General features: G+C 46.5%; 12 protein-coding genes. 1 reads left to right on the forward strand and 11 read right to left on the reverse strand.

Annotated features, from left to right (window positions below; all coding sequences use genetic code 11):
* Positions 1-358: 358 nt before the first annotated feature.
* Positions 359-1,528 carry a CynX/NimT family MFS transporter gene (locus ABVF55_RS00800; RefSeq protein WP_445285381.1) on the forward strand — a complete coding sequence of 390 codons (1,170 nt, stop codon included), beginning with the start codon at positions 359-361 and terminating at the stop codon, positions 1,526-1,528.
* A gap of 86 nt (positions 1,529-1,614) precedes the next feature.
* On the opposite strand, the gene ABVF55_RS00805 is transcribed toward ABVF55_RS00800, so the two are convergent.
* The 11 genes from ABVF55_RS00805 to ABVF55_RS00855 all read right to left on the reverse strand — a co-directional run bounded on the left by ABVF55_RS00805 (position 1,615) and on the right by ABVF55_RS00855 (position 12,599).
* Positions 1,615-2,739 carry a LysM peptidoglycan-binding domain-containing protein gene (locus tag ABVF55_RS00805; protein WP_445285382.1) on the reverse strand — a complete coding sequence of 375 codons (1,125 nt, stop codon included), beginning with the start codon at positions 2,737-2,739 and terminating at the stop codon, positions 1,615-1,617.
* Between the two features lie 560 nt (positions 2,740-3,299).
* Complete coding sequence (locus ABVF55_RS00810; protein WP_003002380.1) at positions 3,300-3,923, reverse strand: V-type ATP synthase subunit D; 624 nt, start codon at positions 3,921-3,923, stop codon at positions 3,300-3,302.
* Between the two features lie 3 nt (positions 3,924-3,926).
* Positions 3,927-5,312, reverse strand: a complete 1,386-nt coding sequence (locus ABVF55_RS00815; protein WP_003002370.1) for a V-type ATP synthase subunit B — start codon at positions 5,310-5,312, stop codon at positions 3,927-3,929.
* Positions 5,299-7,089 carry a V-type ATP synthase subunit A gene (locus tag ABVF55_RS00820; RefSeq protein WP_445285383.1) on the reverse strand — a complete coding sequence of 597 codons (1,791 nt, stop codon included), beginning with the start codon at positions 7,087-7,089 and terminating at the stop codon, positions 5,299-5,301. Before ABVF55_RS00820 ends, ABVF55_RS00815 begins: the two co-directional genes overlap by 14 nt.
* Before the next feature lie 33 nt (positions 7,090-7,122).
* Positions 7,123-7,827, reverse strand: a complete 705-nt coding sequence (locus ABVF55_RS00825; protein ID WP_302692150.1) for a GNAT family N-acetyltransferase — start codon at positions 7,825-7,827, stop codon at positions 7,123-7,125.
* Positions 7,824-8,144, reverse strand: coding sequence for a V-type ATP synthase subunit F (locus ABVF55_RS00830; RefSeq protein WP_003009443.1), 321 nt, complete (start codon positions 8,142-8,144; stop codon positions 7,824-7,826). Before ABVF55_RS00830 ends, ABVF55_RS00825 begins: the two co-directional genes overlap by 4 nt.
* Positions 8,125-9,144: a V-type ATPase subunit gene (locus ABVF55_RS00835; protein WP_023920099.1), complete on the reverse strand. Its 1,020-nt coding sequence runs from the start codon at positions 9,142-9,144 to the stop codon at positions 8,125-8,127. Before ABVF55_RS00835 ends, ABVF55_RS00830 begins: the two co-directional genes overlap by 20 nt.
* Positions 9,145-9,153: 9 nt before the next feature.
* The gene (locus tag ABVF55_RS00840; protein ID WP_013904422.1) at positions 9,154-9,744 is read right to left on the reverse strand and encodes a hypothetical protein; all 591 of its coding nucleotides are present in this window, start codon (positions 9,742-9,744) and stop codon (positions 9,154-9,156) included.
* 70 nt (positions 9,745-9,814) lie between these two features.
* The gene (locus ABVF55_RS00845; protein ID WP_003009435.1) at positions 9,815-10,294 is read right to left on the reverse strand and encodes a V-type ATP synthase subunit K; all 480 of its coding nucleotides are present in this window, start codon (positions 10,292-10,294) and stop codon (positions 9,815-9,817) included.
* A gap of 30 nt (positions 10,295-10,324) precedes the next feature.
* Entirely contained in the window at positions 10,325-12,286 is a 1,962-nt protein-coding gene (locus tag ABVF55_RS00850; RefSeq protein ID WP_445285384.1) for a V-type ATP synthase subunit I, read from the reverse strand.
* Positions 12,276-12,599, reverse strand: coding sequence for a hypothetical protein (locus ABVF55_RS00855; RefSeq protein WP_003009429.1), 324 nt, complete (start codon positions 12,597-12,599; stop codon positions 12,276-12,278). The genes ABVF55_RS00850 and ABVF55_RS00855 overlap by 11 nt, the downstream gene beginning before the upstream one ends.
* Positions 12,600-12,865 lie beyond the last annotated feature (266 nt).

Genomic DNA, 12,865 nt, shown 5'->3' on the forward strand with positions numbered 1-12,865 from the left:
ATAATAAAACCATCAAATGAAGACCTCCTAACTTTGTTTGATAGAAAATCCTAAAATTTTTCATAATAATCTCCCTATAAGAGCCACCAAAACCGGTGGCTTTTCTATATCTCTTAATGAGGTGAACTCAGAGAGTTCAACCGAATTTAGAGATATTGATGCAGTTCGAACGACAGTGAGAACTACGATCCTTATTTTTTAGTGAGTCAAGTCCAATAGAGACGTGGACGAACTTAGGTACGTTGATGCAGTTCGAGCGACAGCGAGAACTACGTTCCTTCTCCTTCATTTGTACAAATACTCCAATTTATGCTCGATCTATGTTATAATGAAGGGAATTTTTGTCTGAGGAGGATTTATGAAAAAAACACATTCTATGCTATTCATCCCGGGCATCATTATGCTTGGGATTGTTTTACGAACACCATTTACTACGCTTCCGACGGTCTTGTCTGACATCGCAGCTGGTTTGGGGGTTGATGTGAGCTCTCTGGGACTATTGACTAGCTTGCCACTTCTCACCTTTGCCATTTTCTCTCCTTTTGCGATTCAATTTGCTAAAAAGTTGGGGATTGAGCGCCTCTTTTTCCTAGTTTTGATTGCGATTACGATCGGATCTGCCATTCGGATTATCAACCTCCCCTTCCTCTATCTGGGAACCATCTTGATTGGAGCTGGTATCGCCTTTCTCAATGTGCTGCTTCCAAGCCTGATTCAGGCGAACAGACCCCGCCAACTAGGCATTCTGACCACTTTGTACATCACTTCTATGGGGATGTCCACAGCGATCGCCTCTTCTGTCGCTGTTCCGATCACCAAAGCCACTTCTTGGCAAGGTTTGGTCAACATCTTGACAGCCTTGTGTGCTCTTGCTTTGGTCATCTGGATTCCCAACCTTCGCTACAACCACCATCTTAAAAAGACGACTACTAGTGAATCTAGTAGCAAGTGGTATACCAATAAATATGTTTGGGCTATCATGATTTTTGGGGGCTTGCAGTCACTGCTTTTCTACACCAGCATGACTTGGCTTCCGACCATGGCTGTTCAAGCTGGCCTTTCAAAGGTTGAATCTGGACTACTGGCCTCCGTGTTTACCTTGATCAGTCTCCCATTCTCCTTGACGATCCCAAGTTTAACCACACGGTTATCCGATCGCAACCGACGCTTGATGCTGACGATTGTTGTCGGAGCAGGGATTCTGGGGGTAGCCATGCTCTTAATCCCGACTAGCAACTTCTTCTACTGGTTGGTATTAAATGCCCTGATTGGAAGTTCCGTTAGTTCGCTTTTCCCTTACCTCATGGTCGCTTTCTCTATGAAATCCAGCACACCTGAAAAAACAGCTCAACTTTCCGGTCTTGCCCAAACAGGAGGCTACGTCTTTGCTGCCTTTGGCCCTATCCTCTTCGGCTACAGCAAATCTCTCTTCCACTCTTGGACACCAGCTATCCTCATGCTACTGGTCTTAACCATTATCATGGCGATTGCCCTTTATCAAGTGGAAAAAGTCGATCATATTTTATAATCATCGTCTGGCTGGAAGATTCGTCTTCCGGCCTTTTTTGTGCATACAAAAAAAGAACTAGGCACTTGTCCTAGTTCAAAGTTTTATTATCCGTTAAATGAGATATGTACGTGGTCGTTGTGGTTTGCTGTATCTCCACCACGGTCCGGCATTTGGTTCCATGTATTAGCTGGTCCGTAAATGTTATTTACTGGCATGTAGAATTGTTGTTTCCAGATAATATATGAGATACCTGCACGGTCCATGTTATCAATCGCATACTGTGCAACTTGATCTCCAAGCTCTGAATTTGTTGGAACCATCACGTCTACTGCAAGTCCTTTACCATGGTCTTCTGGATCCCCTTCACGGTAACCACCGATGTTTGTGATACCGAATTTCGCTGCAATTTCTTGACGGAAAGCTTCCGCTTGAGGTTGAAGATTTGGATCAGTTGGAATAGTATTTCCGCTTGTTGGAGTTGATGCTACTGGTTGCACTTCAGGTGCTGCAGCAGTTTCTACTGCTGGTTGTGCTGCTGGAGCTTCAGGAGCAGAAGCTGGTGTTTCAGCAGGAGCTTCGGTTGCTGGAGCAGATTGAGGAGCAACTGGCGCTACTTCTTGATTTTGAACTTCAACATTGACAGCTGGAGCACCGTAGTTTGGTGTTTCTGGAACAGCTGGTTGTGCTGGTGTTTCTGCTGCTGGTACTTCAACTACAGGAGCTTCCGCTGGGGCTTCTTGAGTTTCCGCTGCTGGAGCAACTGGAACAGCTTTGTTATCTTCGTTTACTGGTTTAGACAAATCGTTGACAGCGACTGTTTGGTCATCAACTGTCACTTGGTTTGTTGTCAAGTCAGCACTTGCAACAGTTGCATCTGTCGCACCTGCTTGAGGAGTTTGGATTTCAACTGAAGTTACTTCTTTTTGATCATTTACTGTTGTTTTCAAAACAGTACCTGGGTAGATCAAATCCATGTTGCTGATGTTGTTCAAGTTTGCCAACACATGTACATCGATTCCAAGCGCTTCTGCGATCGAACTCAATGTATCACCATATTTGATGGTATAAGTTTGTTGGTTTTCACCGCTTTGTTGGATATCATGTTTGATTTCATCTACTGAGCGAGCTACCCAATCTTCAAGTGTTTCTGCAGTGGCTTTTGTAAATGGAATCACTGCAAGAGCTACTGTTGAAGCGATCAAGGCTTTCGTATTAACTTTTAATTTCATCTTTTATCCTCTTTTTTCTTTGTTTTTTTGCTCAAGATTTTCTTGGACAAATTAACTACCATACTATCTTATCACAATTTAAAAATAATAAAAGGCCTTTTTGGCTATTTAACAAAACTGTATTTTTCTTGTAACATTTCGTCTTTCTTGTCACATTGTTACAAACTAGTAACATGAAAATAAGGTGCTAGAAAAGAGTGCGAGGGCGCAAAAAACCTCATCAAGGAACGATTCCTTGATGAGGTTCTTGTCTTTTTCAAGTAATTGAACACGCCTACAACTCTTTGTATCTTATGCATTGAACACGCCCTAAATGCTGGGTGAAAAACGCAAACTGTAATAGTACTAACTTCAAAGACACAGTAGCTGATTGGACAACGAAGCATTCTATACAACAGTGCTTCTGTCCTGCTCCCTATTTTCACTTTGCATTTTACGGACTTTGTTTCTTATAACTGAACACGCCTACAACTCTTTGGAAAAAGATAAATCCAACTAGAAGCGGACGCTTCGTCGTTGGATTTCCTATTTTCCTTTGAGTTGCTTAACGGCTTTGTATCTTATTTTACCTTCATGATTCTGACGAGGTTGGCGCGTTCGGCTTCTTCGAGTTTCATTTCGATATAGTAGATGGTCTCTTTGAGGTCTGGGATAGTCGCATACTCCAGTCCGTTCACTCGACGGCGGGTTTTCTCGATTTCATCTGCCATGAGTTGGCAGCTTTTTTCGATTTCCGCTAACTTGAGCAAATCAGGGAGTAGATCCCCCATTTCTTGGATCGTGCTATCCATTTGACTGTTAGAGGCTAAGTAGCTATAAACCACGTCCCCTTCATCATCTCCGTATGGATTATCAATACGGGCATGGAGCTTGGGCACGCGCACACTCATGACATTTTCTTCCTCGATATGGAGCATCACTTCTCGAGTAGGAACAGCAAAGATTTCTTCTACCATGAGGTCGCTCTCTAAGGACTTGGCCATCACGAAATCTTGCATATTGCCCACTAGCGCTGCCTCCACCTTTTGGCGCAGGCGATTATTCTCACGCACAGCTTCAATAAAGCGGCGCATGAGTTCATCCCGCTTATCCTTGAGCAACTTGTGCCCCCGGGTTGCTGTCTTGAGGCGCTCTTTGAGAATATTGAGCTCCATCCGAGTTGGTTTTACATTTAATCGTGCCATAGGCTAATCCTCTTTGTTTGGCAGATACTTGTCAATCATCTCATCCTTGATCCGTTTAAGCTCTGTTCGTGGAAGGATGGATAAGAGTTCCCAACCGAGATCCAAACTTTCCTCAATCGTCCGATTGGTGGTAAAACCTTGGTTGATGTATTCCTGCTCAAAGCGGTCCGTAAATTTAACATAGAGCTTGTCGGTATCTGACAAGGCAGACTCCCCAAGCACTACAGCCAGTTCTTTGGCTTGTTTTCCTTGGGCATAGGCCGCAAAGAGCTGGTTCATGGTCGCCGCATGGTCTTCCCGAGTCTTGCCTTCACCAGAACCCTTGTCCTTCAAACGAGAAAGGGATGGAAGAACATTGATCGGTGGGCGGTAACCACTATTGTAGAGATCACGGGACAAGATAATCTGACCTTCGGTGATGTAGCCTGTCAAGTCAGGGATGGGGTGGGTAATGTCATCTTCTGGCATAGAGAGGATCGGAATTTGGGTCACAGATCCTTTCTTTCCAACCAAGCGTCCAGCACGTTCGTAGAGGGTTGAGAGGTTAGTATAGAGGTAACCTGGATAGCCCCGACGACCTGGAACTTCCCGGCGGGCGGCAGATACTTCCCGAAGGGCTTCACAGTAGTTGGTCATATCCGTCATGATAACCAAGACGTGCATGTCTTTTTCATAGGCCAAATATTCGGCGGCGGTCAAGGCGATCCGAGGGGTCGCAATCCGTTCGATAGCTGGGTCATTAGCTAGGTTGATGAAGAGGACAGAGCGGTCAATCGCACCTGTCTCCCGAAGGTCGTTCATAAAGAACTCGGCTTCTTCAAAGGTGATTCCCATAGCCGCAAAGACCACGGCGAAGTTTTCTTCAGAATTAAGAACCGTCGCTTGACGAGCAATCTGAGCTGCCAACTCCTTGTGAGGAAGACCAGAACCTGAGAATACTGGGAGTTTTTGGCCCCGAACCAAGGTATTCAAATGGTCAATGGCTGAGATCCCTGTCTGGATAAATTCATCCGGATAGTCCCGCGAAACAGGATTGATGGCTTGTCCATCAATGTCCAAGTACTTCTCTGGGATAATCTCTGGACCGCCATCGATGGGTTTGCCCATCCCGTTAAAGATGCGTCCGACCATGTCTTCAGACACAGGAAGTTCTAGGGGACGTCCAGTAAAGCGGACCTTGGCTTTTTCCAAATTGATCCCGCTAGATCCTTCAAAGAGCTGGACCATGGCCTTGTCTTCTTGGACTTCGAGGACTTGTCCCTGACGGGTCGTTCCATCATGAAGCTTGATTTCTACGAGTTCATTGTAGTGAACCCCTTCGACCTGATCGACAATCATCAAGGGGCCGACAACTTCGCTGACAGTACGGTATTCTTTAATCACGCTCATTGTCTACTCCTCCTTTTGCGACGATTTGGTGTAGGGTTTCTACGATTTCTTCTTTCAGGGCTTGAATGGTTGCCAACTGATCCTCATGGATGAACTTGCTCCGGGCAATGCGGTCTCGAAGAGCTACTGTTCCTTCCATGATTTCTGTGAAGTAAGCTCCCAATTCTAGTGCTTTTTGACTTTCTTGGTCAAAGGTCAAAATGTTGGTCAACAAGGCCACCTGCTTGCTGAAAGAGGTATAGGTATCGACCTCATCAAAGGCATTTTGTTGCAGGTAGTCTTCACGGATCATCTTGGCCGCATTCATGGTCAAGCGGTCTTTTTCAGACAAGGAATCTAGACCAACCAAGCGGACGATTTCTTGCAATTCACTTTCCTTTTGAAGCAAATTCATAGCGCGGGTCACCTTTTCAGACCAACTGATTTGTTCATGTAGATCGATATAGCGACCAACTTCATCTTGGTAAAGCGAATAAGAACTCAACCAGTTGATGGCTGGGAAGTGACGGCGTTGGGCCAATTGAGCATCTAGTCCCCAGAAGACCTTGACAATCCGCAAGGTATTTTGGGTCACCGGCTCTGAAATGTCTCCACCTGGAGGGGAAACGGCACCGATGGCGGTAATCGAACCTTCACGCGCAGTGGTTCCAAGTGTCTTGACCCGACCTGCACGCTCGTAGTATTCGGCGATCCGGCTACCAAGATAGGCTGGGTAACCTTCATCCCCTGGCATTTCTTCTAGACGACCAGACATTTCACGGAGAGCTTCTGCCCAACGAGAAGTAGAGTCCGCCATGATGGCAACGGAATAGCCCATATCACGGAAGTATTCGGCGATGGTAATCCCTGTGTAGATGGAAGCTTCACGCGCCGCTACTGGCATGTTCGAAGTGTTGGCGATCAGAACGGTCCGTTGCATGATGGATTGACCAGTCGTTGGATCGATCAATTCTGGAAATTCATTCAGAACGTCCGTCATTTCATTTCCACGTTCCCCACAACCAACGTAAATTACGATGTCTACATTGGCAAACTTGGCCACCTGGTGTTGCACAACTGTTTTTCCAGCTCCGAAAGGACCAGGAACAGCTGCAGCTCCACCCTTAGTCACTGGGAAGAAGGTATCGATGACCCGTTGACCGGTGACCAAAGGCTCTACTGGAATCTGTTTTTGTGCAAAGGGACGGCCTCGACGAACCGGCCATTTTTGCATCAAAGTACCAGTAAAGAGACTGCCATCTGCCTGCTCGATTTCATAAACCGGCTCTTCTACCGTGTAAGAACCTGCTGCGATCTTGGTAACACGTCCACTGACACCAAAGGGCACCATGATGCGGTGCTCCACCATATTGGTCTCTTGAACGGTACCGACGATGTCTCCTGCAACCACCTCTGTCCCTTCAGTCACGCTTGGTTCGAAGGCCCATTTGGTGTCCCGATCTAGATTTGGAACTTGCACCCCACGAACCAAAAAGTCACTGGCAGTAACTTCTTGGAAGCGTTCCAAGGGGCGTTGGATCCCGTCAAACATCTGAGAGATCAAGCCTGGTCCCAATTCAACAGAAAGAGGAGCTCCGGTTGTTACAACTGGTTCTCCTGGACCAACTCCAGACGTTTCTTCATATACTTGGATAGAGGCTTCGTCCCGCCGCATCTCAATAATTTCGCCAATCAAACCAAGATCGCCGACCCGGCAAATGTCTTGGATATTGGCCTCCTGCATCCCTGATGCAACCACCAAGGGACCGGAAACTTTGATAATTTTTCCTTGAGTCATGTATTCCTCCTGGGAATCCTTTGTTTCTTTGTTTTACTTTTGTGCTATCTCTCTTAGAGATTGCTTTTGTTGGCCATTGGCGTCGAAATTGCTTGGATCCAACCAAGCTTCTAGTCGATGTTTGATTTCTGGCCATTCTTGGTCAATGATGGACAACCAGTCTGTATCACGGGTCCGACCTTTATAAACAACAGCCTGACGGAAACAGCCTTCATAGGTGAACCCTAAGCGCTCAGCTGCTTTGCGAGATGCTTGGTTTAAGGCATCACATTTCCACTCATAGCGGCGGTAGCCTAAATCTTCAAACACGTAGCGCGCTAACAGATACTGAGCTTCCGTAGCCATGCGTGTCTTTTGGAGCGCTGGTGAATAGGTCACTGCTCCAACTTCGATCACCCGGTTGGCTTGATCGATCCGCATAAGAGAGAAAGTCCCCAAAGCCTTGCCTGAATCTTTGTCTACAATCGCATAGTAAAAGCGACCTTGGGCTGTCATGAGATCATCTAATAAGTGGTCCCACTCCTCCTCATTGCGGGCAGGGCCTTTGAACAGAAAGGTCCACATAGCTGCTGGAGAGTCCGGCCCGTAGACCTGATAAAGATCTGCTCCATGTTTTTCTTTTGAGAGGCGCTCGATCACAGTATAGCGACCTTCGATCCGCTCAATAGCTGGCAGACGCCCCGGTGTAAAATCCGGCAGTGCATCGCCAATCGCTTGGCCAAATTCATTTGTTCTCATAAAATATCCTGTCCTACTGCTTTTTCGACATTATCACGAATCCGCTGTTGGCCCAGTCCCGTAGTTCCTCTATGGGTCGGGATAAGGATCAGAGCCGGAGTCAGCTGCTGGTCGTAAAAAGCCACTGTATCTGGAATAGCCTGAGCAATATCCTCTGTCAGGTAGATAATCCCGAAGTTTTCCCGACTGAGTTTTCGCAGGGTATTGATCGCTTCTTGTGGCTCTGTGACCGGATAGGTTTGAAAGCCAATCAGGCGAAAAGGAAGGATGGCGTCCCGATTGCCCACAACGGCGATCTTATAGGTCTGTTTGTCCATAAATCGGTCTCATCCTTTCTTTGATGTCTGCTAGCGGAAAACCATTGTCCAAACCAGAGAGGACCAAACGAAGGTTGGTCACCTCTAACTCTTTTCCGTAAAGATAACGAACAAGAGGGAGTGGTCCATCAACTTCAAAACGGCCAGCGTCTAGAAGACTGAATTTCACCAAACTCTCTAAATACTCCAACTCTACGGTCTTTAGTTGACCGGTGCGCATCTTTTCTTCATAAGTCTCTAAAGCGAGATCGTACTCTAGCGGATTGACTTGATAAAACCAGGTCAACCACTGACCGGATTCTAGCAGGTCGATCACCTGATGGGCACTGAGGCTCCCTTCATCTGAGAGCAATTGGTGCATAAAGCTATGCGGTTTTTGCTGATCCAAGGCCCGCTTAACTGTAATCGCATTGTAAAAGTCAATGGTCACGTCCACCAACTGCTTCAGAATCGGATGATCTAGGCTGTCCCCTAAGTATCTCAGGTGTTTAAAATAAGCTAAGTCCATCCCGATTTCGAGGACCCGCAAGTCCTGATAGTCTTGGAATTCTTGCCAGGTTGCAGCCACTTCTTCCGCCATAAAGGCCGGACAATGCTCCGCAGAAAAGGTCGCCACCAAATGCTCGAGCACATCGAGAGAATAAGGACCGATAGGGATCAATAAGTGCCCCAACTTGCGCTCTGTCGCCTTGTGTTTCAGACAAACCTTGAGATTATGATAGGTGTATTTCAAGGTAAACAGGCTAACCAAGTCTGGCTGAGGGCTTACCTCAAAAGCCCATTGGTATTCTGCCAACAAGGCTGCCATCAGGCGGGCTTCAAGGGCTGATAAATCCTTGATCTCCTGGCTGTCTAAAGCATAAGGTGTTCCTTGTAGCAAGCCTTCTCGGCTCTCGCTTGAGGGACTTGCGAGCAACTGCTCGAACTGACTGGGACTGACAAAACTAGCCTCACGTACGCTGATTCCTGTATTGACTTGAGAATAGGTCCGTTCGCTCATTGCAACCTCCTAGTTCTCTTCATCTGTGAAAATGCTGGCTGCCATCTGGTAGCTTTCTTGCTCCCAAATGGAATCCACCAAATCACGGTAGAGATAGTTGTCATCAATCTTCCCAACCGACAAGACAAAGCCTGCTTGAGCTGGGATTGTTGCATCTGCAACTGTCACATTCTGATGCGTCTGCTTCAATCTCTCGAGAGCTGCTGAATCAAATTTAGCAGCGCTCACTGCCCCAAAGGTCAGGGTCACAACTTGTCCCTGATAGCGCTCTAAGACCGCATCTACAAACTGCATTTCCTTTTCAAGGGGCCAAGCCACCATCGCTTCATAAGCATCTGCAAAGAGATCCTTTAAGACTCGTTGCTTGGTGACAAGGGTTGATTGGCGTTTTTTATTTTCGATTTGTTGGGTTTCACGTTGCAATTGACGTTGAATCCGCTTGAGCTGCTCGGAGCGTTGATTGAGTTTATCTTGGATCAAACGCTCTTCTTGTGCAGTCTCTTCTTTTAGGATGGTTTCCTTGGCCTCTTCTAAGAGTTTACGCCCTTTTTCGTGGGCTTGGGCCAAGATCGAATCCTTTAATTGGGTTTGTTCATCCATATCGTTTTTTCTCCTATTGCATGCGTCTTGTGTTTTTCGCCTCGTAAGGCGAATCCATCAAAGCTAGCTCTTAGCCGACGCGTAGGGTCAATAGGAAGGACACAACGAAGGCCAAGATGGCGTAGGTTTCAACCATGGCCGCAAGGATAACCCCTTTCATCATGTCTTCAGGGCGTTTGGCCAAAATTTGCATACCTGCTGTCGCAACATTTCCTTGGTGTTTTGCTGAGAAATAACCAACGATCGCAACTGGAAGAGCTGTAAAGAAATAAGCAACCCCTGTTTCAAGTGGCATATCTGGCTTAATTTGCAACCAGATCAGGATCCCGATAACGAAACCGTACAAACCTTGTGTACCTGGCAACAATTGCAAAATCAAGGCTTGGGCAAATTTTTCAGGTTGTTCTTTCAAGAGCGCTGCTGCTGCTTGACCCGTTTTACCAACCCCAAGGGCAGATCCCATTCCACTAAGTGCAACGGCGATCGCCACACCAAATGCTGCAAAGAAGGCGCCCCCATGGGCTGAAAAATATGATGCTAAAGATTCCATGAATATACTCCTATTTATTAAAGATAATACTTATTTTTTTGTTTTAATATAGCGTTCAGAAGGTTTGAGAGGACGAAATGGCTTGCCTCCTCCTTCGTAGAACTTACCGAAGAACTCCACAAAGATCAAACGGGCTCCATGCACATATCCTGACAAGAAGGACAGGAACATATTAATGGCATGGAGGACGATAAAGAGCACAAGCCCTACCGTAAACCGTCCAAGTGGTGGGAATAGATTGACAATAAGGTTAAAGGCCGAACCGATACTCGCTCCAGACAAGCCCAAGGCCATCAAACGGGTAAAGCTGACCAAGTCTCCGATATAGCCACTAACATTGTAGAGGTTAAAGAGACCAGAAGCTAAACCGGACAGCTTCTTGGCACTGACAATGGAAACAATCAAGATCCCAATGGCATTCAAAATAGCTAACCACTTGCCAATCGGAACTAAAATGCTCATCCCTGGCAAGATATTGCCTACTGCTAGAAGCATTAAACCAAGTAGGATCAAGACCCAAGCAAAGCCAGCATTATAGGCCTCCGTGTAGTCTTTGAGGCGAACATTTTTCATCCCCCCTAGGAAGAGGCCCACCAAGACGGTGATAAAACCAAAGACCACTGAGAGGATCAGGATGGTCATGGCGTTACTGGTCGTACTGATCAAGGCAAAAGGCATCTCAAATCCAAAGAAAGAGCCATAGACCACACCCCAAAGGGCAACTGAAATTCCGAGGAGACTGAAGAAACGAAGGTTCTTGGCTGTACCAGGCTTGAGCTTGAAGGCTTTAAGGGCAAAACCTGTCGCCAAGGTTAGCAACAGTCCATAACCGATATCTGCGACCATCATGCCAAAGAAAACAAAGTAGAAGAGAGAAACGATTGGTGTCGGATCTTTCTCGTAATACTTAGGCAGGGCGTACATCTCTGTGACTAATTCAAAGGGCTCTACCAAGGCATTATTTCGCAACTGGATCGGAACGTCATCCCAATCTTTTTCCGTCACATCGCGCGTCTCTAGTAAGACCCGAGAACCAAAACCTTCTTGCAAGAAGTCTCGCAATGAGGCTACTTGGGAGGTTTCAATCCAACCCTCTAGGGCTACCAAGCTTTGCGTGCTGGCAAGAAGCGACTTAGCTTCCTCACGAGCTCCCGAACTCAGCAAGTAATCCATCTGGTACTTGAGCTGGTCCAGCTCCTTCTGGGAGTTTTGTAACTCGGCTAGGGTTGCTGCAACTACAGCTTCTTGTTCTTTGATTTCCCCTTCTAGGCGATCCAAGTAGGCGGCCGGGACCTGCTCTTCTTCATAGTCTAATTCTTTGAACCCATGTTCTTCCAGAAGCTCCTGAACAGCTACACGGTCTCCCGAACGATACAAGATGACATAACCGTGTTCGGTTTCAGACGTAAAGACTTCTTCTAACTCCAGCTCAGGATGAGCTTTTAAGGAAGAACGAACAGCGTCTGTATCGCTATTTGGGATCGTCCCGATCAAGCCATGCACATAGTGAAAAGTAGCGAGGGCGGCTGGCGTCACCTCTAACGGTCGCCATTTTTCTAAGCGCTCTATCTCTCCCTTTGCATCCGCAATCTTCTGACGAGCCTTGTCTAACACGTGCAATTGGCGTTTCAACTTGGTCAATAGAAGATCCTCGTCTCGAATCATCCCGTGGGCCTGCAAGTCATCAAAAGACAAGCTTAATGGTTCTTCCTTCAGAGCTTGCAGAGCCTTCTTCTCAGGCATGTAGGGCTCTAGAGTCTGAATCATTTTTTCAACTTGTTCTTGACGTTTTTGCAGCTCTACCAAGGCTTGACGATTGTCCTCTGTCAAGGGTTGAGACAAGGTATTTGCCTCAAAGGCAGCCTGCCACTCTTCATGCTCACTGAGGTCATAAATCTGGATTTTTGCCTCAGACTGTAGCGCTAGTAGGAGACTGTCCAAGTCATCTTTGGGTAAGATGAGGGACAGTTTTTGCATCTGACTAACGGCCATAGCTTGCTACCACCTTTTCTACAATGGCTTCAACTAACCCGGCTCGCTTGTCGGTCATCGCCTGTTGTACCTTGGCATCATTGCGCGCAACCGTTTCTTCCAGATCTTTCGTTAAACGGACGAGTCTTTCCTGGGCGTTTTTTTCTGCCTCTGTGACCAATTGCTTGGTTTCCTCATCGTAATGCTGTGCCACTGTTGCAAGGCGATCGCGCGAATCCGTTCGGATTTGTTCAACTTGAGCTTCATAGCCTACGATCACGCCCTGAGCAGCTTGCTCGATCTCTTGCATCATCTCGAGTGTTGCATTCGACATCGTCACACCTCCTTATTCAACTATTGTTCTTCCAACAACAGTACAATTATCTTAAATTATACCACAATTCATATCGTTTGTTCAGGCCCAACCGGGAATTTTCAGAAAATTTTGGACAGCCAGCAAGCCCCTACTGCCAAGATTGGTAGCGTTCTCTTCTTTTCGCATATCCTGTTCCTAGTTTCAGTATTTCTTGATTTCTTTTACTTGAATAAAGCGGTTACCCATGTTATAATGTGTAATATATTATAGGAGTATCCTGTTAT

This window comes from Streptococcus sp. KHUD_012, assembly GCF_052588255.1.